The following is a 25,919-nucleotide window of genomic DNA, read 5'->3' as shown; positions in this document are numbered from 1 at the left end:
GCCGGCCGACGGGCGAAATCAGCGCATGCCGGGCATCATGCCCTTCAGGCCGCGCATCATCTTCTGCATGTTGCCGCCCTTCAGCTTCTTCATCATCGTACGCATCTGGTCGTACTGGTTCAGCATCCGGTTGACTTCCTGCACCGGCACGCCCGCGCCGGCCGCAATGCGACGCTTGCGCGTCGCCTTGATGATTTCGGGTTTCGCGCGCTCGGCGGGCGTCATCGAGCTGATGATGCCTTCCATCCGGCGAATCGACTTCTCCGCCTGGCCCATGTCGGCGCCGGCCGCCGCCTGCTGGAACTGCGCGGGGAGTTTGTCCATCAGCGACGACAGGCCGCCCATGTTCTTCATCTGCGAGATCTGCGCGCGGAAATCGTTCAGGTCGAAGTCGCCGCCTTTCTTGACCTTGTCGGCGAGCTTCTGCGCGGCCTGGACATCGACGCCGCGCTGCGCTTCCTCGACGAGCGCGAGGATGTCGCCCATGCCGAGGATCCGGTTCGCCATCCGGTCCGGGTGGAACACCTCGAGGCCGTCGAGCTTTTCGGCGACGCCGACGAACTTGATCGGCTTGCCCGTGATGTGGCGCACCGACAGCGCGGCGCCGCCGCGCGAGTCGCCGTCGAGCTTGGTCAGCACGACGCCGGTGAGCGGCAGCGTGTCGTTGAACGCCTTCGCGGTGTTGACCGCGTCCTGGCCGAGCATCGCGTCGACGACGAACAGCGTTTCGGCCGGCTTCAGCGCACCGTGCAGCGCGGCGATTTCCTGCATCATCGCTTCGTCGATGCCGAGGCGGCCGGCCGTGTCGACGATCAGCACGTCGTGGTAGTGGCGCTTCGCCCAGTCGACGGCCGCGAGCGCGATGTCGACGGGCTTCTGGTCCGGCGTGGACGGGAAGAAGTCGGCGCCGACCTGTTCGCTCACCGTTTTCAGCTGCATGATCGCGGCCGGGCGATACACGTCGCACGACACGGTCAGCACCTTCTTCTTGTACTTCTCGCGCAGCAGCTTCGCGAGCTTGCCGGCGGTCGTGGTCTTGCCCGCGCCCTGCAGGCCGGCCATCAGGATCACGGCGGGCGGCGTGACCGCGAGGTTCAGCTCGGCGGCCTTGCCTTCGTAGTCGCCGCCGATCACGGCGGTCAGTTCCTTCTGGACCACGCCGACGAGCGCCTGGCCCGGCGACAGGCTGCTGATCACTTCTTCGCCGAGCGCCTTTTCCTTGACCTTGGCGATGAATTCGCGGACGACCGGCAGCGACACGTCGGCTTCCAGCAGCGCGAGACGCACCTCGCGGAGCATCTCCTGCGTGTTCGCCTCGGTGAGCCGGGCCTCGCCGCGCAGCGTCTTGACGACGCGCGCCATCCGTTGAGTGAGATTGTCGAGCATGGGGAGCGATGGACAGTGGGGCCCGAAGGCGCGGCGGAACCGAACAAAGGGAGCCGTCGCGGGAAGGGGGCCTAGTGTAAACTTCGAACATGGATATTGTACTGTATGCCCTCACCGCATTCCTGTACGGCGGCCTCGCCGTCGCCGGCTGGCGCGCGCACCGCCAGAGCGCGACGCCGCTCGTCGCGAGCGTGCCGGCCGTGCCGGTTCCCGCGTCTGCCGCGTCCGGGATGAGCGGGGCCGGCCGCGCGCTGCTGTTCGCCGCGCTGGTCGCGCACGGCGTGCTGCTCCACATGACGATCTTTCCGAACGACGCGATGGTGTTCGGCTTCGCGTTCGCGCTGTCCGCGATGTTCTGGCTCGGCGCCGGCATCTACTGGATCGAGAGCTTCTTCTTCCCGCTCGACAGCCTGCGCCTGCTGGTGCTGCCGCTCGCGTGCGGCGCGTCGCTGCTGCCGCTCGTGTTCGGCGGCGTGCGGGTGCTTCCTTATGCCGCGGCGCCGCTGTTCAAGCTGCATTTCCTGATCGCGAACATCGCGTACGGGCTGTTCGCGATCGCCGCGCTGCACGCGATTCTGATGCTGATGGTCGAGCGGCGCCTGCAGTCGCTGCGCAGCGGCGGGCGCGACGGCTCGACGGGCTGGATCGCGAGCTGGCTCGAAACGCTGCCGCCGCTGCTCACGCTCGAGAAGCTGCTGTTCCGCCTGATCGGCGCCGGCTTCGTGCTGCTGACGCTGACGCTCGCGTCGGGCATCCTGTTCAGCGAGCAGGTCGACGCGCGCGCGTTGCGGCTCGACCACAAGACGGTGTTCGCGATCCTGTCGTGGCTGATGTTCGGCGGCCTGCTGATCGCCCGCAAGACGTCGGGCTGGCGCGGCCGCGGCGCCGCGCGCTGGGTGCTCGTGTCGTTCGCCGCGCTGCTGCTCGCGTATGTCGGCAGCCGGTTCGTTTTCGAGGTGCTGCTGCACCGCTCCGTGGTTTGACCGCAGGTTTTCGATGCGACAGATTCTTCTCCTGATCCTTCTCTTCTTCGCGGGTTCGTGGCTCGCGCGCAAACTGCGCCATGCGCAGGAACAGGCACAGGCGCGCGCCGGCCGCGGCGCCGGTCACGACGGTGCGCCCGGCGCCGGCGCCGCGCGCCCGAACGGCGACGCACGGTCGCTGCCCGAGCCGATGGTGCGCTGCGCCGAATGCGGCGTGCATGCGCCGAAGGGCGACGCCGTCGCCGCGAGCGGCGAATACTTCTGCAGCGCCGAGCATGCGCGGCGCCACGCCGCGCGCGTGAACGGTCGCGACGCCCGATGAGCGACGCGCCGGTGCTGTCGGTCGACGCGAACGGCTGGGTGCGCGAAGCGCGCCACGCGCCGTCGCCGAACTTCGAGATGCGGCCCGCGGGTGCGGTGCCGACGCTCGTGGTCGTCCACAACATCAGCCTGCCGCCCGGCGAATTCGGCGGCGATGCGATCGAGGCGCTGTTCCTGAATCGCCTCGACTGCGATGCGCACCCCTATTACCAGCGCCACCTGCGCGGCGTGCGGGTGTCCGCCCATTTCCTGATCCGCCGCGGCGGCGAGCTCGTGCAGTTCGTGTCGTGCGACGAGCGCGCGTGGCACGCGGGCTCGTCCGAGTTCTTCGGCCGCCCGCGCTGCAACGACTTCTCGATCGGCATCGAGCTCGAAGGCGCGGACGACGTGCCGTTCGACGATGCGCAATACGCGGTGCTCGCCGCGCTCTCCCGCGCGCTCGCCGCGCGCTACCCGGTCGACGCGTTCGCGGGGCACTCGGACGTCGCGCCGGGCCGCAAGACCGACCCGGGCCCGCACTTCGATTGGCAACGCTTCGCGAGCGATGCCGGTTTTTCCGCCGAATACTTTCCTTTCCGTCAGCACTGATCGCGGGGTTTTTTGAGCGGAGAAAGTTTTTTCTCCGACCAATGCCTTGCCGTGTCTGCGCGTGAGCGATGTCAAGACCTCTATCGCAAATTATCCGTTTGGACGTCCTCCGAATGTCCACTATACTTGGTGCCAGTTGAGCAGTTCTGCACTAGATATAGTGTGTGTCGCAGGGGAAAACCCGAGCGGCACCGGCCGGCGGGCAACGCCGGCGGACAGGGTTCTCAAGGCGGCGCGTCAGGCCGGGCGGTCCGGGCGTCGCGACCAGCGCAGCGAATATCGACGGGGCAGGGTATACATGACGAAGCACACGACCGGCCGGGTTGTCGCGCATCGACCGAACCGGCTTCCCCGGCGCATCGCTCGCCTCTTACCGCTCGCGCACCGCATGGCGCGGCGTTCGTTTTAATCCGCGGTTCTCTCCGCACCATCCAACACCAGGAGCTTTGCACATGCAAACCACCGACAACGCGACGTCCCAGTACGAGAGCGCCTCGAGCCGTCCGCTCGGCGGGACCGAACAGGGCGCGAAGGCGCTCGCGCCGCAGGCCACGTTCGCCGACTACAAGGTGATCCGCCGCAACGGCAGCGTCGTGTCGTTCGAACCGTCGAAGATCGCGATCGCGGTGACCAAGGCTTTCCTGGCCGTCAATGGCGGGCAGGGCGCGGCATCGGCGCGCGTACGCGAGCAGGTCGAGCAACTGACGCACAACGTCGTGCGCGCGCTCGTGCGCAGCCGCCCGAACGGCGGTACGTTCCATATCGAAGACATCCAGGACCAGGTCGAACTCGCGCTGATGCGCGGCGGCGAGCACAACGTCGCGCGTGCGTACGTGCTGTATCGCGAGAAGCGTCACCTCGAGCGCCAGCATGCGGGCGAGGAAGCGGCGGCCGCGGGCGGCGAGTCGACCACCGGCATCAACGTCGTCGACAACGGCGTCACGCGCCCGCTCGACCTGAACGCGCTGCGCGCGCTGATCGTGTCGGCGTGCGACGGCCTCGGCGCTGCGGTTAACCCTGACCCGATCGTCGCGGAGACGGTGAAGAACCTGTACGACGGCGTGCCGATGAGCCAGGTCTACGACTCGGCGATCCTCGCGGCGCGCACGATGATCGAAAAGGATCCGGCATACAGCCAGGTCACGGCCCGCATCCTGCTGCACACGATCCGCCGCGAGATCCTCGGCGAGGAAGTCGTGCAGGCCGAGATGTCGACCCGCTACGCCGAATACTTCCCGCAGTTCCTGAAGCGCGGCGTCGACGCCGGCCTGCTCGACGACAAGCTGCTGCAGTTCGACCTGAAGCGCCTCGGCGAAGCCCTCGACGCGAACCGCGACCTGCAGTTCGGCTATCTCGGCCTGCAGACGCTGTACGACCGCTACTTCCTGCACGTCGAAGGCACCCGCATCGAAATGCCGCAGGCATTCTTCATGCGCGTCGCGATGGGCCTGTCGCTGAACGAGATCGACCGCGAAACGCGCGCGATCGAGTTCTACAACGTGCTGTCGAGCTTCGACTTCATGAGCTCGACGCCGACGCTGTTCAACTCGGGCACGCACCGCTCGCAGCTGTCGTCGTGCTACCTGACGACGGTCGCGGACGATCTGGACGGCATCTATGAAGCGCTGAAGGAAAACGCGCTGCTGTCGAAGTTCGCCGGCGGCCTCGGCAACGACTGGACGCGCGTGCGTGCGCTCGGCTCGCATATCAAGGGCACGAACGGCAAGTCGCAAGGCGTGGTGCCGTTCCTGAAGGTCGTGAACGACACGGCCGTCGCGGTGAACCAGGGCGGCAAGCGCAAGGGCGCGGTGTGCGCGTACCTGGAATCGTGGCACCTGGACATCGAGGAATTCCTCGAGCTGCGCAAGAACACCGGCGACGACCGCCGCCGTACGCACGATATGAACACGGCGAACTGGATTCCCGACCTGTTCATGAAGCGCGTGATGGAAGGCGGCGAGTGGACGCTGTTCTCGCCGTCGACCTGCCCGGACCTGCACGACAAGTTCGGCGCGGAATTCGAGGCGGCTTACACGGCTTACGAAGACAAGGTCGCGCGCGGCGAGATCAAGCTGTTCAAGAAGATTCCGGCGCAGCAGCTCTGGCGCAAGATGCTCGGCATGCTGTTCGAGACGGGCCACCCGTGGATCACGTTCAAGGATCCGTGCAACGTGCGCTCGCCGCAGCAGCACGTCGGCGTCGTCCACTCGTCGAACCTGTGCACGGAAATCACGCTGAACACGAGCGACACCGAAATCGCGGTGTGCAACCTGGGCTCGGTGAACCTCGTCGCCCACCTGGTGAAGCAGGCCGACGGCAGCTACGCGCTCGACCACGACAAGCTGAAGCGCACGATCAGCGTCGCGATGCGCATGCTCGACAACGTGATCGACATCAACTACTACGCGGTGCCGAAGGCGCGTAACTCGAACCTGAAGCACCGCCCGGTCGGCATGGGCATCATGGGCTTCCAGGACTGCCTGCACCTGCTGCGCACGCCGTACGCGTCGGAAGCGGCGGTCGAGTTCGCCGACCGTTCGATGGAAGCCGTCTGCTACTACGCGTACTACGCGTCGACCGAGCTGGCCGAAGAGCGCGGCCGCTACTCGAGCTACCGCGGCTCGCTGTGGGATCGCGGCATCCTCCCGCAGGACACGCTGAAGCTGCTGACGGAAGCGCGCGGCGGCTACGTCGAGGTCGACACGTCGGAATCGCTCGACTGGACGACGCTGCGTGCGCGGATCGCCGCGCACGGCATGCGCAACTCGAACTGCGTCGCGATCGCGCCGACGGCGACGATCTCGAACATCATCGGCGTGTCGGCCTGTATCGAGCCGACCTTCCAGAACCTGTACGTGAAGTCGAACCTGTCGGGCGAATTCACGGTGGTGAACGAGTATCTGGTGCGCGACCTGAAGGAACGCGGCCTGTGGGACGAAGTGATGGTCGCCGACCTGAAGTACTTCGACGGCATGCTGTCGCGCATCGACCGCATCCCGGCCGACCTGCGCGCGATCTACGCGACCGCGTTCGAGGTCGACCCGACGTGGCTCGTCGAAGCGGCATCGCGTCGCCAGAAGTGGATCGACCAGGCGCAGTCGCTGAACATTTACATGGGCGGCGCATCGGGCAAGAAGCTCGACGAGGTCTACAAGCTCGCATGGCTGCGTGGCCTGAAGACGACCTACTACCTCCGCACGATGGCGGCGACGCACGTCGAGAAGTCGACGGTCGCACACGGTGCGCTGAACGCAGTGCCGACGGGCGGTGCAGGCAGCGGCGGCTCGGGCAGCGGCGGCGCGCAAGGCGCGGCGGGCGGCTTCGGTGCGGCAGGCGGCGATGCGTCGTCGGGCGTGGTCAACGCGGCGCCGGCACTCGCGCCGGTCGAAGCAGACGGTCCGGTGTGCACGATGCGTCCGGGCGATCCCGGCTTCGACGAGTGCGAAGCGTGCCAGTAACGCAGTGCGCCTGATCTGAGAAAGCAGGTCAGGGCGGCGCACACGACGGCCGATCGAGGTTGAAGTGTGCGCCGCTCTCAACTAAAAAAATGATAAGGAATCTGTAACGCGACACCTGCGTTGCAGGCAGTGACAAGCGATCGAAACATCCCCGACGGCGTCGCGTTTCGATCGGCGTTCGATGCGTCGAGCGCACCTCGCGACACAAGCGCGACGCACATCGCGCGCTGCATGAACGACGATGCGTTGCTCAAAGTGTTGTATCGAGGTCGCAACGCGAATCGAAAAAAGGATTTTTCGTGAGCGAACCCTTTTATCGCTCAGGAAAAGATGGTACAAACCGTTCTAAATTGATGGTGAGAATTTATGCTCAACTGGGATGACGAGAAGACTGCCGTAACCCCCGCGAGCGGAGCGCAGCAAAACGCGATGCGCACCTCCGCCGGGATGGCTGTCGGAATGCAGGCTGCAACGCCTGCCGCCCATCAGGTCCGCGACATTTTCGAAGGCGATCTTGCGGTGCCGCCGCAAGCATCGGCTGTTCCCGCCGGCGGTACGGAAGCGCGGGTCAATGTCGCCGACAAGCGCATCATCAACGGCCAGACTGACGTCAATCAGCTGGTGCCGTTCAAGTACAAGTGGGCGTGGGAAAAGTATCTGGCCGGTTGCGCGAACCACTGGATGCCGCAGGAAATCAACATGTCCCGCGACATCGCACTGTGGAAGGACCCGAACGGTCTGACCGAGGACGAGCGCCGCATCGTGAAGCGCAACCTCGGCTTCTTCGTGACGGCCGATTCGCTCGCGGCGAACAACATCGTGCTCGGCACGTACCGCCACATCACGGCGCCCGAGTGCCGGCAGTTCCTGCTGCGCCAGGCGTTCGAGGAAGCGATCCACACGCACGCGTACCAATACATCGTCGAATCGCTCGGTCTCGACGAAGGCGAGATCTTCAACGCGTATCACGAAGTCACGTCGATCCGCGCGAAGGACGAATTCCTGATCCCGTTCATTCATACGCTGACGGACCCGGCCTTCAAGACCGGCACGCTCGAAGCGGATCAGAAGCTGCTGAAGTCGCTGATCGTGTTCGCCTGCATCATGGAAGGCCTGTTCTTCTATGTCGGGTTTACGCAGATCCTCGCACTCGGCCGCCAGAACAAGATGACGGGTGCTGCAGAGCAATATCAGTACATCCTGCGCGACGAGTCGATGCACTGCAACTTCGGCATCGACCTGATCAACCAGATCAAGCTCGAAAACCCGCATCTCTGGACCGCGGAATTCCGCGCCGAGATCCGCGAGCTGTTCAAGCAGGCTGTCGAACTCGAATACCGCTACGCCGAAGACACAATGCCGCGCGGCGTGCTGGGTTTGAACGCGTCGATGTTCAAGAGCTATCTGCGCTTCATCAGCAACCGCCGTTGCCAGCAGATCGGCCTCGACCCGCTGTTCCCGAACGAGGAGAACCCGTTCCCGTGGATGAGCGAGATGATCGACCTGAAGAAGGAACGCAACTTCTTCGAGACGCGTGTGATCGAGTATCAGACGGGGGGCGCGCTGTCCTGGGAATGACCCGCAGCAGCGAACCCGTTACATGATGGAGCAGCCGGTGGCCTCTCGGCCCCGGCCCAAGGTTTAGGAGCAAGAACGCCTGATGCAAAGCATGCCCGGTGCCTTAACGGCCCAACGATACGACAGGCACTTTGCGAACCCTTCAGTGGGATGGGCAAACTTCCCTCCGGAAAAAGCGGACGGCCGTGTGGCGGTCCGCTTGATCAAGCGATTAGGGGTAGCGGCGCGAGGTGCGCCGGCTACCGACTTGATTTGGCGCGCGAGGCCATGGGGTCACGCGCGCCATACCGTATTCATTAGCGTAAGCGCGCGGTATCTGCGTACGCCGATGAATAGCCCGCTTCGAAGCGCACGTCCTGAACAGCGTCCGCGGGAAGCGGGTTTTGACGAAGGGTGTAGTTTGAACTGACTCTCATCTGAACCTGAAGGAGAACAACATGGCTACTGCCAAGAAGAAACCGGCTGCTAAGAAGGTTGCCGCCAAGAAGACCGTTGCGAAGAAGGCTGCTGCTCCGGCGAAGAAGGCCGCAGTGAAGAAGGTCGCTGCGAAGAAGGTCGCGGTGAAGAAGGTTGCCGCGAAGAAGGCCGCACCGGCGAAGAAGGCCGCTGCAAAGAAGGTCGCAGCCAAGAAGGTCGCAACGAAGAAGGTTGCAGCGAAGAAAGTCGCGGTGAAGAAGGTTGCTGCGAAGAAGGCAGCACCGGCCAAGAAGGCCGCTGCGAAGAAGGTTGCAGCGAAGAAAGTCGCAGTGAAGAAGGTTGCTGCGAAGAAGGCCGCACCGGCGAAGAAGGCTGCTGCGAAGAAGGCTGCGCCGGCGAAGAAGGCTGCCGCGAAGAAGGCCGCGCCGGCGAAGAAGGCTGCCGCGAAGAAGGCTGCGCCCGCCAAGAAGGCTGCCCCTGCGAAGAAGGCCGCCGCACCGGCGAAGAAGGCTGCTGCACCGAAGAAGGCCGTCGTGAAGAAGGCTGCGCCGGCAACGACCGCGTCGACCGCATCGGTTGCGCCGGCATCGGGCGTGAAGACCGCGCTCAACCCGGCAGCGGCATGGCCGTTCCCGACCGGCAGCCGTCCGTAATCGCGGCTGAGCAGCATCACCCGGACACTCACGTGGTGTCCGTGGGTTGAGTAGCGCTACTCAATCAATCCCGCCATCTGGCTCAGGTGGCGGGATTTTTTTTCGTCCTTGTGGTCGCCGATGGCGCGCCCGGCGGGGCTGGCCGACGCGAGCGCGGACGAGAACGGGCGGACGAAAAAAAACGCATGTGCGGCTTCGCACATGCGTTCGATCGCGGCTTGCGCCGCGTGCTGAGGATACCGGTCAGTGCGTGACGCGCGTGACGCCGCCGCTCGACAGCAGGCGCACGCGCTCGCCGGCGCGGAACGCTTCGCCGCTTGCCGCCTGCGTGATCGAGCGCAGATCGCCGTTGTCGAGGCGCACGGTGATTTCGACACCGTTCGCGGTGCTGAGGTTTTCGCCGACCGCGTTACCTGCGACCGCACCGACGAGGCCGCCGGCGATTGCCGTCAGGATCGAGCCTTTGCCGCCGCCGATCGCGCTGCCCGCGACCGCGCCGAGTGCACCGCCGCCGAGCGTGCCGATCGCGCTGCCGCCGCCGTCGGACTGAATGCGCACCGCACGGACGCTTTCGACCGTGCCCATGCGGACCGTCTGTTCGCGCTGCGCCTGGCCGACGCTATAGACATCCGCCGAACCGGGCGCCGTGAAGCAGCCGGCGAGCGTCAGCGTGGCCGTCAGCATGGCCGCGAGCGTGAGGGTTTTTTTCGTCAACATCTTTGCTCTCCCACAATATTCATTTGAGACTGTAACCGAATGCAGTCTCGAAGCGTGCGTCGATTTCGGCGCGCGTCAGTACGTAAGTCTGGGGCCCTTGATGGGCGATCTTGAGCGAGCCCATCAGGCTCGCGAGGCGGCCGGTGGTTGCCCAGTCGAAGCCTTGCTCGATGCCGTACAGCAGGCCACCCCGGAAGGCGTCGCCGCAGCCGGTCGGATCGGCGATGCGCTCGGCCGGCACGACCGGAATCTGTTCCGCACCCTGCTTGTGGCGGATGGTCGCGCCGTGCTCGCCACGCGTGATGACGAGGGCGTCGACCCGGCTGGCGATTTCATCTTCGGACCATCCCGTCTTGTCGCTCACCAGCTTGGCCTCGTAGTCGTTGACCGCTACATAGGTCGCAAGTTCAATGCTGCGGCGCAGCGTCGCACCGTCGAACAGCGGCAGGCCCTGGCCCGGATCGAACACGAACGGCACACCGGCCTCGGCGAGCTCTTCCACGTGCTGCACCATCCCGTCGAAGCCGTCCGGGCCGACGATCGCGAGCTTGATGTCGGGCGCGTCGCCCGCATGGTTCAGGTGCGATTGCATCATCGCGCCGGGGTGGAACGCCGCGATCTGGTTGTTGTCGAGATCGGTCGTGATCATCGCCTGCGCGGTGTACGTATCGGGCAGCACGCGAACGTGGTCGCGGCGCAGGCCGAGAGCGTCGAGCCGGTCGAGGTACGGCTGCGCATCCAGCGCGCCCATCGTGCCCATGATGCGCGCGTCGCCGCCGAGCAGGTGCAGCGCGTACCCGATGTTGCCTGCGCAGCCGCCGAATTCGCGGCGCATCGTCGGCACGAGGAAGCTCAGGTTGATGAGGTGCACCTGGTCGGGCAGGATGTGCTCGCGGAACCGCCCTTCGAAGGTCATGATGGAGTCGTAGGCGATCGAGCCGCAAATCAGCGTAGCCAAGGTGTGCGTTCCTGTAGAAATGAGGAGCCCTGCGCGACAACGCCGCGCGGAAGGGCGCGGCGCGGCAGGGGAAAGCGGAAGAAAGCTTACTTCAGTGCGGCGAGCGCTGCATCGTAGTTCGGCTCATCCTTGATTTCGCTGACGAGTTCCGCATGGATCACCTTGTCCTGCGCGTCGAGCACGACCACCGCGCGTGCGGTCAGGCCGTTCAGCGGGCCGCTCGTCACGTCGACGCCGTACGCGTTCGCGAACGCGCGGCCGGTGCGGAACGTCGATGCCGTCACGACGTTCTCGAGGCCTTCGGTCGTGCAGAAGCGCGTGGCGGCGAACGGCAGGTCGGCGGACACGACCACCACCACCGTGTTGTCGAGCGACGACGCGGCTTCGTTGAACTTGCGGGTCGACGTCGCGCAGGTCGGCGTGTCGAGGCTCGGCACGATGTTCAGCACCTTGCGCTTGCCGGCGAAGCTGGCGAGCGACAGGTCGGCGAGGTCCTTGCCGACCAGCTTGAAATCGGCGGCTTGCGCACCGACGGCCGGGAACGTGCCGGCGAGATCGATCGGGTTGCCACCCAGCGTAACTTTGCTCATGTTCGTGCTCCGAAATAGCGCGCCGCTCGGCGCGCGGGTTGAGACGGGCGCGCAAGCGCGCCGCGGCGCGTCACGGATAGAAGATCTGGACGCGGAAATTCGAGGCGGGCGTGCCGTTCGTGTCGAGGCGGACGACCATCGTCTGCGTCGTGCCGGGCGGCAGCCCGGCGTCGATCGGCGTGCCCGGGCGCACGTAGTCGCGCGGCGCGAGCACGCGGCGCACGGTGACGTGATTGGTGTCGTCGAGCAGCGTGAGTTCGAGCGACGGGTACGCGAGCGCGACGCGGTAGCGGTTCGTCAGCGGCACCTTCAGTTCGAGCTTGTGCGGGCCGTCGACCTGGCGCAGGTCGGTCGCGTCGAGCCGCAGCCCGTCGATGGCGCGCGGCGGCGCGACCGTGCAGCCGAGCGGCGCACAGGCCTGCCGGAACCAGCTCTGCGTGACGGGCCAGTAGATCATCAGCGCTTCGCGCTGCCACCACGCCAGTTGCACGACGAGCAGCCCGACCAGCGCGGCCGCGACGAGGCCGCCGAAAAAGCCGCCGAGCATTCCGCGTCGCTGCGGCGCGCGCGTCTCGCGCGTGACGGCGAAGTGCGGACGATCGTCGTCGGCCGGTGCGGCGGGGAACGGGACGGTCAGTGGGACGGCCGGTGGGACGGCCGGTTCATCGGTTGCCGCTCCGGCCGGGGCCTTGTCGTGTCGGGCGAGGGTGTCGGATTCCGATGCGGTCCCGGTTTCGGCGACGGCCGGTGCGGGCGTGAACGCAAAGCGCGGTTCGCGCGGCGCGCGTTCGTCGTCCGGCACGGCGAAGTGCGTGTGGCCGACGGGTTCGGCCGGTTCGGCGGCGATTTCCGTTTCCGACGGCAGGTGGGCGACGAAGCGGGGCTCGCGCGGGTCGCGCTCGACGGGCGAGGGCCCGGCTGCTTCGGTTTCGTGCGGTTCGTGCCGCGTTTGCGGCGAATGCGGTTCGGCCGGTTGCTCGACGGCAGCCGACGAATCGAGCTCGGCCGGAGAGGTCGCGAACGGCGCGGGCGTACCCGACAGGTGGACGACGCCGGCTTCCGTGGACGGGAGCGCGAGCGGGATCAGCGGCTCGGTGCGCACGGTCTCGGCGCTGTGCTGCAGCGACGGATCGACGCCGGCGTCGAGCCACGGCGCCCACATGTCCCAGCCATCCGACTTGTAATCGGTGCCGGTCGGCAAGCCGGCCGGCGCGTCGGCGGTGAACAGTCGGACCGGGGCGGCCTGCTGGTGTGCGTCGCCGTCATGCGGCGCGGCAGCCGGTTCCGTCAACGCCGGTTCGGGCTGCTGCGCGTACTCGGGAACGAGCGACTCGGAAGCGTTGAAGACTTCGTGGCAATGCCCGCAGCGCACGAGCCCCTGATGCAGCGAGAGCTGTTCCTGCTGCAGCCGGAAGACGGTTTCGCAATGAGGGCAGCGCGTCGCAAGGAGCATGTCGAGCCGGGCGGCCTGCTGGCCAGAGTGAAGGACAGCGCTATTCTAATGGCTTTCGCGGCGGGTTCCGGCGAGGCATACCCAGCCTTCGTGTTCGCGCCAGACCGAGATGTCGACGTAGCGCGCATAAACGGCCGCGACCTCGTCCGCCTGGCGCGCGAGCACGCCCGACAGCGCGATGCGGCCGCCCGGCTTGACCTTCGACGCGAGCATCGACGCCATCAGCTTCAGCGGATTCGACAGGATGTTCGCGACGACGATGTCGAATTCGCCGTCCGGGCATGCATCGGGCAGCCCGTACGTGACTTCCGCCCGGTTGCGTTCGCTGTTCTGGCGCGCCGATTCGACCGCCTGCGGATCGATGTCGATGCCGATCACGGGGTTCGCCCCGCATTTCTTCGCGAGGATCGCGAGGATGCCCGAGCCGCAGCCGTAGTCGAGCACCGACTGGCCGGGCTTCACCGACTGTTCGAGCCACTCCATGCAGAGGCGCGTGGTGGGGTGGCTGCCGGTGCCGAACGCGAGGCCGGGGTCGAGCTCGAGGACGAGCGCATCGGGATCGGGCGCATCGTGCCACGACGGCACGACCCAGATCCGCTCGCCGATCGGGATCGGCTCGAACTGCGATTGCGTGAGCCGCACCCAGTCCTGCTCCTCGACGTCGCGCACGACGAACGCCGGTGTCTCGGCGATGCCGATTTCGTTCGCGGCCGCCGCGAGCAGCACGGCCGGTTCATGGTCGGCCGACAGCAGCGCGACCACGCGCGAGTGCTGCCACGCGGTGCGATCGGGCACGAGGCCCGGCTCGCCGAAGAGTGGCTGTTCGTCGGGCGTGTCGGCGTCGGCGTCTTCGACGGACACCGACAGCGCGCCGAGCTCGAGCAGTGCGTCGGACAGCGCCTCCGCATGCTCGCGGGCCAGTTCGACGACGAGTTCGCGATAACTCATGCTTACGCTTCTTCCGGTGCGACCTGCTGCTTCTGCGCGAGCCGGTTTTCGAGGTAATGGATGCTGGTGCCGCCTTCGACGAACTTCGAGTCGATCATCAGCTCGCGGTGCAGCGGGATGTTGGTCTGGATGCCTTCGACGACCATTTCCGACAGCGCGATGCGCATCCGGCGGATCGCCTGCTCGCGCGTCGCGCCGTAGGTGATCAGCTTGCCGATCATCGAATCGTAGTTCGGCGGCACGAAATAGCCATTGTAGGCGTGCGAGTCGACGCGCACGCCGGGGCCGCCCGGCGTATGCCACGACGTGATCCGGCCCGGCGAGGGCGTGAACTTGAACGGATCTTCGGCGTTGATCCGGCACTCGATCGCATGCCCGCGGAACTGGATGTCGCGCTGGCGCAGCGCGAGCTTTTCGCCGGCTGCGATGCGGATCTGTTCCTGCACGATGTCGACGCCGGTGATCAGCTCCGATACCGGGTGCTCGACCTGCACGCGCGTGTTCATCTCGATGAAGTAGAACTCGCCGTTTTCGTACAGGAATTCGAACGTGCCCGCGCCGAGGTAGCCCATCTTCTTGCACGCGTCCGCGCAGCGGTCGCCGATGCGGTCGATCAGGCGGCGCGGAATGCCGGGCGCCGGCGCTTCCTCGATCACCTTCTGGTGGCGGCGCTGCATCGAGCAGTCGCGCTCGCCGAGCCAGATCGCGTTCTTGTGCGCGTCCGACAGCACCTGGATCTCGATGTGGCGCGGGTTCTCGAGGAACTTCTCCATGTACACCTGCGGGTTGCCGAACGCACGGCCGGCTTCCTCGCGGGTCATGTTGACCGCGTTGACGAGCGCGGCCTCGGTGTGCACGACGCGCATCCCGCGCCCGCCGCCGCCGCCCGCCGCCTTGATGATGACCGGATAGCCGATCGCGCGCGCAATCTTGACGATCTCCTTCGGATCTTCCGGCAACGCGCCTTCCGAGCCCGGCACGCACGGCACGCCGGTCTTGATCATCGTCTGCTTCGCGGTGACCTTGTCGCCCATCATCCGGATCGTTTCCGGGCGCGGGCCGATGAACGTGAAGCCCGACTGTTCGACGCGTTCCGCGAAATCGGCGTTCTCCGACAGGAAGCCGTAGCCGGGGTGGATCGCCTCGGCATCGGTCACTTCCGCGGCGCTGATCAGCGCCGGCATGTTCAGGTAGCTCAGGTTCGACGGGGCCGGGCCGATACAGACGGCTTCGTCCGCGAGGCGCACGTACTTGGCTTCCTTGTCGGCTTCCGAGTAGACGACCACCGTCTTGACGCCGAGTTCGCGGCACGCGCGCTGGATGCGCAGCGCGATTTCACCGCGGTTGGCAATGAGGATTTTTTCAAACATAGCGAGTATTCGTCTCTTCGAGGGGCGCGCGAACGGCGCCTGGCGAGCATCGGCGGCGCGCGGCCGGCAGGGCCGCGCGGCGGGCTTAGCCGATCACGAAAAGCGGCTGGCCGTATTCGACGGCCTGGCCGTTCTCGACGAGGATTTCCTTGATCACGCCGGCCTTGTCCGACTCGATCTCGTTGAGCAGCTTCATCGCTTCGATGATGCAGATCGTCTGGCCTTCCTTGACCGTGTCGCCGGCCTGCACGAACGGGTCGGCGCCCGGCGACGGCGCGCGATAGAACGTGCCGACCATCGGCGACGTCACGACGTGGCCCTGCGGGGCGGCCGGTGCGGCCGGGGCGCCGGCTGCCGGCGCCGCCGCTGCACCATCGGTCGGCAGCGCGGCCGACGGCGCCGGCGCGCTGACTTGCGGGGCATACCCAGCCGTCGGCTGCACGTAGACCGGCGGCGCGTTCTTGACGATGCGCACCTTGCCTTCGCCTTCCGTCACTTCCAGCTCGGAGATGCCGGATTCGGAAACGAGGTCGATCAGAGTTTTCAGCTTACGAAGATCCATCGGGAATTCCCCTTTTCAATACGTGAAAGCGCCGGTTAGGGGCCGGCGCTGAATCTAGATCGCGAAATCAGCCGCGCGACGCGCCTTGCAGCTTGTCCAGCGCGTACTCGAGCGCGTACAGATAACCTTTCCAGCCGAGCCCGCAGATCACGCCTTCGGCCTGGTCGGAAAAGTAGGAGTGGTGCCTGAACGCTTCGCGGCGATGCACGTTCGACAAGTGAACCTCAACGAACGGGATGCCGACGCCGGCGATCGCGTCCCGGATCGCAACGCTCGTATGCGTATACGCGGCCGGATTGATCAGGATGAAATCGGTCTGTTCCTCCCGCGCGGCCTGGATGCGGTCGACCAGCGCGCCTTCATGGTTGCTCTGGAACGACGACAGTTCGGCGCCGGCTTCCCGGGCGCGCGCGGCAAGCGCCTGATCGATCTGCGCGAGCGTGACGCGGCCATACACCTCCGGTTCCCGGGTGCCGAGAAGGTTCAGGTTGGGGCCGTGCAGCACCAGCAATCGTGTCATGGTCGCTTCTATTTCTGCGGAATTGCGCGAACTTTAGCGCTATTTAGAGAAATTTGTCTAGTTTTGCCGAACGGCCGGGCGCGCCGGCCCTGCAAGAATTACCGGTGCCGATGCGCAGTATCGGCGAATTCACGCGAAATTGCGGCGATCGACCTGCAAATCGCCGTCAACGCGCAGGCCGCCGTTCGGGCCGATTACAGCGCGTCGAGCGTCTTTTTCAGCTCGGCCGGCTGGATTTGTCCCAATTTTGTCTCGCGGACCTTGCCGGTTTCGTCGATGACGACGGTAAACGGCAGCGCGCCGGCGGTATTTCCGAAATTGCGGGCCAGATCGGCGCCCGCATAGCCGCTGACGAAGACCGGATAGTCGACCTTCACCTTCTGCAGGAAGGTCTTCACGTTCTGCTCGGAATCGACGCCGATTCCGACGAAACGGATGCCTTTCTGTTTGTATTGATGCGACAGCGCCACGAGCTCGGGCATCTCCTCGACGCACGGGCCGCACCACGACGCCCAGAAATTGACGACGACTTTCTGACCCTTGAACGCGGCCAGCGTGGCCGGCTTGCCGTCGATGCCGGTGAGCGACGACGCCCACAGCTGGTCGACCGGGTTGCCGTGGGCGGCCGGCGCTGCGACGGCGACGCCGTCGTCGGCCGTGCCGCGGAACCAGTGGCCGGCGGCAATCCCGCCGGCGACGGCGGCGGCCGCGACCACCGCGAGCGCCAACATGCGTTTCATCATCATCGTTGAATCATTCCGGTTCGGAAGGGGCCTGGCTCGCGTCGACGAGCGCGCGCAGCGCGGCGGCATCCGCGCGGGCGACGCGCCCGCGCGCGTCGGCCTTCACCGCGCCGCGCAGATCGTCGCTCGCATAGAGCGCGAGATGGATGCCGATCGCGTCCATGTCGCGCCGCGGGCGCCACAGGAAACTGAGCGTCTCGACGTCGCCGCGGCCCGCGAAATGCCGCGTCTCCGACACGTCGTACTGGACGTTCTGGTTCAGCAGGTAGATCGCGACGTCCTTCGGGTTGTCGGTGAATGCCTGCAAATGGATATCCGAATGCGCGTTCGCGGTGCCGTTCAGCACGGCGCCCGTCACATAAGGATGGAACTCGGCGAGCCGGCGCATCCAGTCGAGCGCGATCTCGCGCAGGCGGCGCAGTTCGTCCGGCTGCGTGTCGCTCTGGAACAGTGCGAGGTATTCGCGCAGTTCTTCCTCGATCTGGTCGTTATCCGGCAGCCATTCGCCGGCAACGCGCGAATCGCCCAGCAACTGGCGCGCGGCCTTGCGCTTCGCGCCGGCATAGTCCTGGCCATCCTCCGCGATCAGGCGGGCGGCTGACTGGGCGATTTCCTCGCGGACGCGCCGCGGGTCGACAAGAGGTTTGCGAGACATGATCCGGCAATCATACTCGATCGTCGCGGCGCCCGAGCACGGGTGCGGCGGCCCGCCGCCCGAGGGCGTCGGCACCGTTCGCGCGCATCGTTCGGGCCGCCGGGCATCGCGAGCCGTCAGTTACAATACTGCTCTTTGTGTCGCGGCCAGGTCGTTGGCCGGGCGCCGGCCGCACGGCCTCGCCGGCGCGCCGCACACGCATCCTTTCCGAATCGACGGCGCCCGGCGGCGCGAAAGCATTCATCTATGCACATCCATATTCTTGGCATCTGCGGCACCTTCATGGGCGGTCTCGCCGTACTCGCACGCGAGGCGGGCCACACGGTGACGGGTTGCGACGCGGGCGTCTATCCGCCGATGAGCACGCAGCTCGAGGCGCAGGGCATCGCGCTGACCGAGGGCTACGGCGCCGAGCAGATCGACCTGAAACCGGACCTGTTCGTGATCGGCAACGTCGTCACGCGCGGCAATCCGCTGATGGAGGCGATCCTCGATCGCGGCCTGCCTTACGTGTCCGGCCCGCAGTGGCTCGGCGAGCACGTGCTCGCCGGCAAATGGGTGCTCGCGGTCGCGGGCACGCACGGCAAGACGACCACGTCGTCGATGCTCGCATGGCTGCTGGAAGACGCGGGGCTGAACCCGGGCTTCCTGATCGGCGGCGTGCCGCTGAACTTCGGCGTGTCCGCGCGGCTGACCGATTCGAGCTTCTTCGTGATCGAGGCCGACGAGTACGACACGGCGTTCTTCGACAAGCGCTCGAAATTCGTGCACTACCGGCCGCGCACCGCGGTGCTGAACAACCTCGAATTCGATCACGCCGACATCTTCCCCGATCTCGCCGCGATCGAGACGCAATTCCATCATCTCGTGCGCACCGTGCCCGGCGTCGGGCGGATCGTCGCGAACGGTCGCTCGGACGCGCTCGAGCGCGTGCTGGCGCGCGGCTGCTGGAGCGAGGTCGAGCGCTTCGGCGTCGACGGCGGCTGGCAGGCGCTGCCGGCGGAGGACGGCGTGCCGGTCGACGAACGCTTCGCGGTGTATTCGCACGCCGAGCGCGTCGGCGAGGTCGCGTGGCAGGTGCAGGGCGACCACAACCGGATGAACGGGCTCGCGGCGATCGCCGCCGCGCGCCACGTCGGCGTGCCGCCCGCGCAGGCCGCCGAATCGCTCGCGTCGTTCCGCAACGTGAAGCGCCGCATGGAAGTGCGCGGCAGCGTGGACGGCGTGATCGTCTACGACGATTTCGCGCACCATCCGACCGCGATCGACACCACGATCGCCGGCCTTCGTGCGCGCATCGGCCGGGAGAATACCCGCATCCTCGCGGTACTCGAGCCGCGCTCGAACACGATGAAGCTCGGCGTGATGAAGTCGCAATTGCCGGCAAGCCTCGCCGATGCCGATCTCGTGTTCGGCTACGGCGCGCCGACCGGGCGCGATGCGCTCGGCTGGAATCTCGCCGAGGCGCTCGCGCCGCTCGGCGAGCGCGCGCGTGCATTCGACGATCTGCATCTGCTGGTGAAGGCGGTGGTCGAGGCCGCACGTCCGGGCGACCACGTGCTCGTGATGAGCAACGGCGGCTTCGGCGGCGTGCACCAGAAGTTGCTCGACGCGCTCGGGAGCCGCACGTGATCCTGTATCTGCACGGTTTCCGGTCGTCGCCGGAATCGCAGAAATCGCGGCTGCTCGCCGCGCGCATGGCCGAACTCGGCCGCACCGGCGAGTGGCGGTGCCCGTCGCTGTCGGTGTCGCCGCTCGAGGCGATCGCGGTCGCCGAGGCCGAGGTCGCGGGCGCGGCCGACGTCACCGTCATCGGCAGCTCGCTCGGCGGCTATTACGCGACGTGGCTCGCGGAAAAACACGGGTGGAAGGCGGTGCTGCTGAATCCGGCCATCGTCCCGCAGCGCGACCTCGAACAGTATCTCGGCGAACAGCCGCTGTGGCACGGCGGTGGCACGATCGTCGTCGAGCGCCGCCATCTGCACGAACTCGACGCGCTGCGCGTGCCGGCGATCACGCGGGCCGACCGCTACTATCTGTTCGCGGCGACCGGCGACGAAGTGCTCGATTATCGCGAGATGCTCACCCATTACCCGGGCGCGACAACCCGCGTGATCCACGGCAGCGATCACGGAATCAGCGAATTTGCCGACTATGTCGACGACGTTCTCGCGTTTTGCGACGGAAAGACGTCATAAACCGGCCGCGTGCCGATCGAATTCCCATCATCATGCGGCGCCGCCGACGCGGCGCCCGGCAGTCTGAACGAGAGTACTGAGTGAACGTTTTCTTCGAGGAATCGGGCAGTTTCAAGGCGGGCAGCGTGCTGTCGCGCCAGGGCGACGCATTTCAGGTCGAGTTGCCCGGCGGGCGGCGCGCGAAGGTGCGCGCGAAAGACGTGCTGATCGAATTCGACAAGCCGGCCGCGGGCGAGCTGATGCAGGAGGCCGACACGGCCGCGCAGCAGATCGACCTGGACTTCCTGTGGGAATGCGCGCCGGCCGACGAGTTCGCGTACACGGCGCTCGCCGCCGAGTACTTCGGCGCGACGTACGGCCCGGTCGAGCGCGCGGCGCTCGTGCTGCGGCTGCACGGCTCGCCCGTCTATTTCCGCCGCAAGGGGCGCGGCCAGTACCAGCGCGCGCCGGAAGAGCAGCTCAAGATGGCGCTCGCGTCGCTCGAGCGCAAGCGCCAGCAGGCGCTCGTGCAGGCGCAGTATGAAGAGGAACTGAAGGCCGGCAAGCTGCCGGAAGCGTTCGCGGGCAAGGTGCTCGGGCTGCTGACGCGGCCGGACAAGAATTCGATCGAATACAAGGCGATGGAAGCGGCGGCCGGCGCGCGCGGCGTGTCGCCGGCGCGGCTGATGCTCGACTGCGGCGGCATCGAGTCGCCGCGCGCGCTGCACGAAGCACGCTTTCTCGCGGAATTCTTCCCGCACGGCACGGGCTTTCCGCCCGTCACGGTCGGCCCGCTGCCGGACGACCTGCCGCGCGCGAACGTCGAGGCGTTCTCGATCGACGACATCACGACCACCGAAATCGACGACGCATTTTCGGTCGAGCACCTGGCCGACGGCCGCGTGCGGATCGGCGTGCACATCGCGGCGCCGGCGCTCGGCATCGTGCGCGGCGATCCGGTCGATGCGATCGCGCGTGCGCGCCTGTCGACCGTCTACATGCCGGGCGACAAGATCACGATGCTGCCGGACGACGTCGTCGACGTGTTCACGCTGAAAGAGGGCGATTACCGTCCGGCGCTGTCGCTGTACATCATCGTCAACCGCGAGACGCAGGACATCGTCGCGAACGAGACGCGCGCCGAGCTCGTCTTCGTGAAGAACAACCTGCGCCACAACACGCTCGACGAGCTCGTCACCGAAGAGACGCTCGCGGCCGGCACCGGCGACTATCCGCACAAGGACGACATCGCCGTGCTGTGGCCGCTCGCGCAGGCGCTGTTCGAGAAGCGCCAGGTCGCACGCGCGGGCTACGGCCTGAAGCGCGAGGTGCAGCGCAACACCGACTACAACTTCTACGTCGAAGGCGAGCACGTGACGATCACGCCGCGCCGCCGCGGCTCGCCGCTCGACCTGATCGTGTCGGAGCTCGCGATTCTCGCGAACTCGACCTGGGGCGCGTTCCTGCACGATCACACGGTGCCGGGCATCTATCGTTCGCAGCGCGGCTTCGGCGCGCCGGGCCCCAAGCGCACGCGGATGCAGACGACGGCCGCGCCGCACGAAGGCCTCGGCGTCGCGCAATACGCGTGGAGCACGTCGCCGCTGCGCCGCTACGTCGACCTCGTGAACCAGTGGCAACTGCTCGCGTGCGTGCAGCACGGCGTCACCGCGAAGCTCGCGGCGCCGTTCAAGCCGAAGGACGCCGACCTGTACGCGGTCGTGCAGGGTTTCGACGACACGTATACGGCCTACGCCGACTACCAGCGCCGGATGGAGTACTTCTGGTGCCTGCGCTGGCTCGCGCAGGAGCAGAAGAAGCAGGTCGTCGCGAGCGTCGTGAAGGGCGATCTCGTGCGCCTCGAGGACATTCCGCTGCTGCTGCACGTGCCGGGGCTCGGCGTGCATGCGCGCGGCACGCGCGTGCTGCTCGACGTGATGTCGCTCGACGAGCTGACGATCGAGGCGTCGGTGCGCCTCTTGAACGTGCTCGACGCGCCGACCGTGACGAGCGGCGACGCGGCCGACGAAGAGGATGACGCCGAAGGCGGCGACGATACGCTGGTCGACGCGGAAGACGCGTCGGCGCAAGCCGAGGCCGAAGCGCTGGCCGAATCGGGCGACGATGCGGCGGCGGAGGGCGGCGAAGCCGCGAGCGGCAACGACGGCGAAGCGGGGCGCGCATCATGAACGCAGTTGCGTCGTCGAGCGGCGTCGACCGCTATGTCGTGTTCGGCAACCCGGTGGCGCACAGCAAGTCGCCGTTCATCCACGCGCAATTCGCCGCGCAGACCGGCGAGCCGATCGAGTACACGCACCGGCTCGCGCCGGTCGACGGTTTCGAGGCCGCCGTGCGCGCGTTCTTCGCCGAAGGCGGTCGCGGCGCGAACGTGACGGTGCCGTTCAAGCTCGACGCGCATGCGCTCGCCGACACGCTGTCGCCGCGCGCGGCGGCGGCGGGCGCGGTGAACACGCTGCGTATCGACGCCGACGGCCGTCTTCACGGCGACAACACCGACGGCGTCGGCCTCGTGCGCGACATCGAAGCGAATCTCGGCGTGTCGCTTGCGGGCGCGCGCATCCTGTTGCTCGGCGCGGGCGGCGCCGCGCGCGGTGTCGTGCTGCCGCTGCTCGACCGTGCGCCGCTGTCGATCGCGATCGTGAACCGCACCGCGAGCAAGGCCGAAGCGCTCGTCGGCCAGTTCATGCAGGCCGCGCACGATGCGGGTTGCACGCTCGCGGGCGGCGGCCCCGGCGTCGTGCGGGCCGAACCGTACGACGTGGTGATCAATGCGACGGCCGGCAGCCTCGACGCCGCGCTGCCGGAATGCGACGCTGCCGCGTTCGGCGCCGGCACGCTCGCGTACGACATGATGTACGGCGCGCAGCCGACCGTGTTCATGCAGCACGCGGCATCGCTCGGCGCACGCACGGCCGACGGGCTCGGGATGCTGGTCGAGCAGGCGGCCGAATCGTTCTTCATCTGGCGCGGCGTGCGGCCGGACGGCGCACCGGTGCTGGCCGCGCTGCGCCAGGCGCTCGCGGCGAGCTGACGGAGCGCGGCACGTGGTGGCGGTGAGCGGCACGCAGCGCACGCGGACGACGAGCCTCGCTCGCTGGATCGTCTATGCGGGATCGGTGTTCGCGGGCGCATGGCTCGCGACGCAACTGTTCTATCTCGCGCAGATCGCGCTGTGGTCGTTCGTGAACCCGGGCTCGACCGCGTTCATGCGCACCGACGCGTGGTGGCTGTCGCGCGACACGCCGCCCGCGCAGATCCGGCACCAGTGGGTGCCGTACGACCAGATCTCGCGCAACCTGAAGCGTGCGCTGATCGCGTCCGAAGATGCGACCTTCGCGACCAACAACGGCTACGACGTCGACGCGATCCTGCAGGCGTGGGAGAAGAACAAGGCGCGCGGCAGGATCGTCGCGGGCGGCTCGACGATCACGCAGCAGCTCGCGCGCAACCTGTTCCTGTCGCGCGAGAAGAGCTACATCCGCAAGGGGCAGGAGCTGATCATCACGTGGATGCTCGAGACGGTGCTCGACAAGGAGCGCATCTTCGAGATCTACCTGAATTCGGTCGAGTGGGGGCGCGGCGTGTACGGCGCCGAAGCGGCCGCACGCTATTACTACAAGATTCCCGCGAGCCGGCTCGGCGCGTGGCAGTCGGCGCGCCTCGCGGTGATGCTGCCGAAGCCGCGCTGGTTCGATGCGCATCGCGGCTCGGCCTACCAGGCGCAGCGGGCGGCGGTCATCGCGCGCCGGATGGGCGCGGCCGAGCTGCCGCAATCCGAATGAGCGGCGCGTCCGCGCCGCTGCATTGTCTGTTTCGCCGTCGACGCGCGATTGGTGCGCTGCAGCGGATTCGTGTCGCCGTCATTTCGGGCCACATCCTTTAGACGAATCCGTCTATTTCGGTTTGCTGAGCAATGACGGCGACCGCACGATTTTGTTGGCCGCCAGCGCGTGAAATCGATGCTTTTTTAGTCTTCGCGAGTAAACGCGAAAGTCGATGAAAGCGACGTGAAATGCAACGTTTCGCGAATCGAAGCATTCCTGAAAGGTGTGCGCCGCACCGCCCGCGCGCCAAATATTTCAAAATTTTTCAAAGCTGACGGGCTCGCGTATATTGGCCAGCGCCTCGGCTTATCGGCCGCAATCGAGGCGGGGGGCGGCTTATCCGGCTGCTCGACACAAAAAACATCCGAGAGAAGGAACGCAACGATGCCAGCGAGCAAAGCGAAGCTGTTGTTGGGGGTGGTGTGTTCTTCGCTGATTCTGACGGCCTGCAACGACGACGTGACGTCGTCCGCTGCTGCAAGCGCCGCCAATTCGGCCGATCCCGCCGGTCAGGTCGACCGCGCGTACAACGATCCCAACAGTTATTCGTCGAGCGCGAACGCGTCGCTCGACGCGTCCGCCGCGGTCGAAAAAGCCGCCGTCACGCACCATCAGATCACGCTGAACGGCAAGACGATCCGCTACACGGCCACCGCCGGCCACCTCGTCGCACGCAATCCGCAGACGGGCGCGCCCGAAGCGTCGTTCTTCTATGTCGCGTACACGGCCGACAACCAGCCCGCGGCGAAGCGGCCCGTCACGTTCCTGTACAACGGCGGCCCGGGCTCGGCCTCGGTGTGGCTGCACCTCGGTTCGTTCGGCCCGCGCCGGATCCAGACCGGCGACCCGAACGCGAACACGTCGACGTTCCCGTTCGTCGACAACCAGGAAACGCTGCTCGACACGACCGACCTCGTGTTCGTCGATGCGATCGGCACCGGCTTCTCGGAAGCGATCGCGCCGAACACGAACCAGACGTTCTGGGGCGTCGACCAGGATGCCGGCGCGTTCCGCGATTTCGTGACGCGCTATTTGAGCGTGAACCAGCGCAACGATTCGCCGAAATACCTGTTCGGCGAATCGTACGGCACGCCGCGCACCGACGTGCTCGCGAACCTGCTCGAGACGGCCGGCGTGAAGCTCGACGGCATCGTGCTGCAATCGTCGATCCTGAACTACAACACGAACTGCGACATGGCGAGCGACTATGTCGGCAACTCGAACAACGGCGCGAGCCCGGTGAGCTGCGCCGGCTTCGTGCCGTCGTACGGCACGGTCGGCGCGTATTACCAGCTCGACAACCCCAACCCGTCGAACCTGCCGCAGTATGCGGACCAGATGCGCCTGCTGACGGCCGGCAGCTACGCGCCTGCCGTGAACGCGTATCTGGCGAGCCACACGCCGCCGCCGCCGAATCTCGTCACGACGATGGCGAATTCGACCGGCGTGAAGCGGGCGCTGTGGAATGCGGACTTCAACGTGGTCCCGACCTTCTTCGACAACAGCTTCCAGCTGTCGCTGGTGCCGGGCACGCTGATCGGCCGCTACGACGCACGCGTGAACGTGCCCGTGTCGAGCCCGCTCGCGGCCGACGGCGATCCGTCCAGCTCGTTCATCACGAAGCCGTTCACCGACACGATCGGCAGCTACCTGCCGAACGAGCTGAAGTACACCGCGCAGTCGGCCTACTCGGTGAGCAGCAATGCGATCAACACGTGGGACTGGACGCACGACGGCCTGGCGATGCCCGACACGATCCCCGATCTGGCCGCGGCGCTGACACTCAATCCGCAGTTGAAGGTGCTGTCGCTGAACGGGTATCACGACATCGCGACGCCGTTCTACCAGACCGAGCTCGACCTCGCGCGGCTCGGGACGCAACCGAACCTGACGATCAAGGACTATCAGGGCGGGCACATGGTTTATCTCGACGATACGTCGCGTCCGCAGGAGAAAGCCGATCTCGTGACCTTCTACGGCGCGGCCGCGCACTGATT

At 66.6% G+C, this 25,919-nt stretch carries 25 protein-coding genes and 1 pseudogene; 13 read left to right on the top strand and 13 right to left on the bottom strand.

Annotation, left to right across the window (positions count from 1 at the left end; translation table 11 throughout):
* Positions 1 to 18 precede the first annotated feature (18 nt).
* On the bottom strand, positions 19 to 1,386 hold the full coding sequence (gene ffh, locus WS96_RS10275; protein ID WP_059779123.1) for a signal recognition particle protein: 1,368 nt from the start codon (positions 1,384 to 1,386) through the stop codon (positions 19 to 21).
* An 89-nt stretch (positions 1,387 to 1,475) separates the two neighbouring features.
* Here ffh and WS96_RS10270 point away from each other — a divergent pair, with 89 nt between their 5' ends.
* From WS96_RS10270 to WS96_RS32155, 7 genes are all read left to right on the top strand, one after another.
* Positions 1,476 to 2,369, top strand: coding sequence for a cytochrome C assembly family protein (locus tag WS96_RS10270; protein ID WP_059832340.1), 894 nt, complete (start codon positions 1,476 to 1,478; stop codon positions 2,367 to 2,369).
* A 13-nt stretch (positions 2,370 to 2,382) separates the two neighbouring features.
* Positions 2,383 to 2,691, top strand: coding sequence for a PP0621 family protein (locus tag WS96_RS10265; protein WP_034206349.1), 309 nt, complete (start codon positions 2,383 to 2,385; stop codon positions 2,689 to 2,691).
* Positions 2,688 to 3,278, top strand: coding sequence for a 1,6-anhydro-N-acetylmuramyl-L-alanine amidase AmpD (ampD, locus tag WS96_RS10260; RefSeq protein ID WP_034206350.1), 591 nt, complete (start codon positions 2,688 to 2,690; stop codon positions 3,276 to 3,278). Before WS96_RS10265 ends, ampD begins: the two co-directional genes overlap by 4 nt.
* A 452-nt stretch (positions 3,279 to 3,730) precedes the next feature.
* Positions 3,731 to 6,736: a ribonucleoside-diphosphate reductase subunit alpha gene (locus tag WS96_RS10255; protein ID WP_034206351.1), complete on the top strand. Its 3,006-nt coding sequence runs from the start codon at positions 3,731 to 3,733 to the stop codon at positions 6,734 to 6,736.
* Positions 6,737 to 7,102: 366 nt separating this feature from the next.
* Positions 7,103 to 8,314 (top strand): ribonucleotide-diphosphate reductase subunit beta, encoded by a 1,212-nt coding sequence (locus WS96_RS10245; RefSeq protein WP_006476978.1) that lies wholly within the window; start codon positions 7,103 to 7,105, stop codon positions 8,312 to 8,314.
* An 82-nt stretch (positions 8,315 to 8,396) separates the two neighbouring features.
* On the top strand, positions 8,397 to 8,723 hold the full coding sequence (locus tag WS96_RS32160) for a hypothetical protein (protein WP_080334256.1): 327 nt from the start codon (positions 8,397 to 8,399) through the stop codon (positions 8,721 to 8,723).
* A gap of 28 nt (positions 8,724 to 8,751) precedes the next feature.
* Positions 8,752 to 9,384: a histone H1-like repetitive region-containing protein gene (locus tag WS96_RS32155; RefSeq protein ID WP_034206353.1), complete on the top strand. Its 633-nt coding sequence runs from the start codon at positions 8,752 to 8,754 to the stop codon at positions 9,382 to 9,384.
* A gap of 56 nt (positions 9,385 to 9,440) precedes the next feature.
* On the opposite strand, the gene WS96_RS33625 is transcribed toward WS96_RS32155, so the two are convergent.
* The 12 genes and pseudogenes from WS96_RS33625 to WS96_RS10190 all read right to left on the bottom strand — a co-directional run bounded on the left by WS96_RS33625 (position 9,441) and on the right by WS96_RS10190 (position 17,900).
* Positions 9,441 to 9,587 carry a hypothetical protein gene (locus WS96_RS33625; protein ID WP_156443619.1) on the bottom strand — a complete coding sequence of 49 codons (147 nt, stop codon included), beginning with the start codon at positions 9,585 to 9,587 and terminating at the stop codon, positions 9,441 to 9,443.
* 40 nt (positions 9,588 to 9,627) lie between these two features.
* The gene (locus WS96_RS10235; RefSeq protein WP_006476977.1) at positions 9,628 to 10,101 is read right to left on the bottom strand and encodes a glycine zipper 2TM domain-containing protein; all 474 of its coding nucleotides are present in this window, start codon (positions 10,099 to 10,101) and stop codon (positions 9,628 to 9,630) included.
* A gap of 19 nt (positions 10,102 to 10,120) precedes the next feature.
* A complete protein-coding gene (locus tag WS96_RS10230; protein WP_034206354.1) occupies positions 10,121 to 11,059 on the bottom strand; it encodes a carbohydrate kinase family protein in 939 nt (312 codons plus the stop codon).
* A gap of 86 nt (positions 11,060 to 11,145) precedes the next feature.
* Entirely contained in the window at positions 11,146 to 11,649 is a 504-nt protein-coding gene (tpx, locus tag WS96_RS10225; protein WP_059500932.1) for a thiol peroxidase, read from the bottom strand.
* Between the two features lie 70 nt (positions 11,650 to 11,719).
* On the bottom strand, positions 11,720 to 12,811 hold the full coding sequence (locus tag WS96_RS10220) for a DUF3426 domain-containing protein (RefSeq protein ID WP_373557877.1): 1,092 nt from the start codon (positions 12,809 to 12,811) through the stop codon (positions 11,720 to 11,722).
* Positions 12,812 to 12,997: 186 nt separating this feature from the next.
* Positions 12,998 to 13,102, bottom strand: a pseudogene (locus WS96_RS34885) (MJ0042-type zinc finger domain-containing protein); the annotation flags it as partial.
* 45 nt (positions 13,103 to 13,147) lie between these two features.
* Entirely contained in the window at positions 13,148 to 14,050 is a 903-nt protein-coding gene (gene prmA / locus WS96_RS10215) for a 50S ribosomal protein L11 methyltransferase (protein WP_059791896.1), read from the bottom strand.
* A gap of 2 nt (positions 14,051 to 14,052) precedes the next feature.
* Positions 14,053 to 15,420, bottom strand: coding sequence for an acetyl-CoA carboxylase biotin carboxylase subunit (gene accC, locus WS96_RS10210; RefSeq protein ID WP_059500935.1), 1,368 nt, complete (start codon positions 15,418 to 15,420; stop codon positions 14,053 to 14,055).
* Positions 15,421 to 15,505: 85 nt separating this feature from the next.
* On the bottom strand, positions 15,506 to 15,982 hold the full coding sequence (accB, locus tag WS96_RS10205) for an acetyl-CoA carboxylase biotin carboxyl carrier protein (RefSeq protein ID WP_034206358.1): 477 nt from the start codon (positions 15,980 to 15,982) through the stop codon (positions 15,506 to 15,508).
* Positions 15,983 to 16,049: 67 nt separating this feature from the next.
* Complete coding sequence (gene aroQ, locus WS96_RS10200; RefSeq protein ID WP_027783493.1) at positions 16,050 to 16,502, bottom strand: type II 3-dehydroquinate dehydratase; 453 nt, start codon at positions 16,500 to 16,502, stop codon at positions 16,050 to 16,052.
* A gap of 194 nt (positions 16,503 to 16,696) precedes the next feature.
* On the bottom strand, positions 16,697 to 17,248 hold the full coding sequence (locus tag WS96_RS10195) for a TlpA family protein disulfide reductase (RefSeq protein WP_059832334.1): 552 nt from the start codon (positions 17,246 to 17,248) through the stop codon (positions 16,697 to 16,699).
* 7 nt (positions 17,249 to 17,255) lie between these two features.
* Positions 17,256 to 17,900 carry a hypothetical protein gene (locus WS96_RS10190; RefSeq protein WP_059500937.1) on the bottom strand — a complete coding sequence of 215 codons (645 nt, stop codon included), beginning with the start codon at positions 17,898 to 17,900 and terminating at the stop codon, positions 17,256 to 17,258.
* A gap of 246 nt (positions 17,901 to 18,146) precedes the next feature.
* Here WS96_RS10190 and mpl point away from each other — a divergent pair, with 246 nt between their 5' ends.
* From mpl to WS96_RS10160, 6 genes are all read left to right on the top strand, one after another.
* Positions 18,147 to 19,532, top strand: coding sequence for a UDP-N-acetylmuramate:L-alanyl-gamma-D-glutamyl-meso-diaminopimelate ligase (gene mpl, locus WS96_RS10185; protein WP_059832332.1), 1,386 nt, complete (start codon positions 18,147 to 18,149; stop codon positions 19,530 to 19,532).
* Positions 19,529 to 20,098, top strand: a complete 570-nt coding sequence (locus WS96_RS10180) for a YqiA/YcfP family alpha/beta fold hydrolase (RefSeq protein WP_059832330.1) — start codon at positions 19,529 to 19,531, stop codon at positions 20,096 to 20,098. Before mpl ends, WS96_RS10180 begins: the two co-directional genes overlap by 4 nt.
* A gap of 80 nt (positions 20,099 to 20,178) precedes the next feature.
* A complete protein-coding gene (locus tag WS96_RS10175) occupies positions 20,179 to 22,266 on the top strand; it encodes a ribonuclease catalytic domain-containing protein (RefSeq protein ID WP_059832329.1) in 2,088 nt (695 codons plus the stop codon).
* Entirely contained in the window at positions 22,263 to 23,129 is an 867-nt protein-coding gene (aroE, locus tag WS96_RS10170) for a shikimate dehydrogenase (RefSeq protein WP_059832327.1), read from the top strand. Before WS96_RS10175 ends, aroE begins: the two co-directional genes overlap by 4 nt.
* Before the next feature lie 13 nt (positions 23,130 to 23,142).
* Positions 23,143 to 23,880, top strand: a complete 738-nt coding sequence (gene mtgA, locus WS96_RS10165; protein ID WP_059832325.1) for a monofunctional biosynthetic peptidoglycan transglycosylase — start codon at positions 23,143 to 23,145, stop codon at positions 23,878 to 23,880.
* 426 nt (positions 23,881 to 24,306) lie between these two features.
* The gene (locus WS96_RS10160) at positions 24,307 to 25,917 is read left to right on the top strand and encodes a S10 family peptidase (protein WP_059832323.1); all 1,611 of its coding nucleotides are present in this window, start codon (positions 24,307 to 24,309) and stop codon (positions 25,915 to 25,917) included.
* The last annotated feature ends 2 nt before the right edge of the window (positions 25,918 to 25,919 follow it).

Source organism: Burkholderia sp. MSMB1835, assembly GCF_001526365.1.
In the GTDB taxonomy this organism is placed as follows: Bacteria; Pseudomonadota; Gammaproteobacteria; order Burkholderiales; family Burkholderiaceae; genus Burkholderia.
Note: the sequence above shows the minus strand (reverse complement) of the source record. Positions and strands in the feature narration are given on the sequence as shown.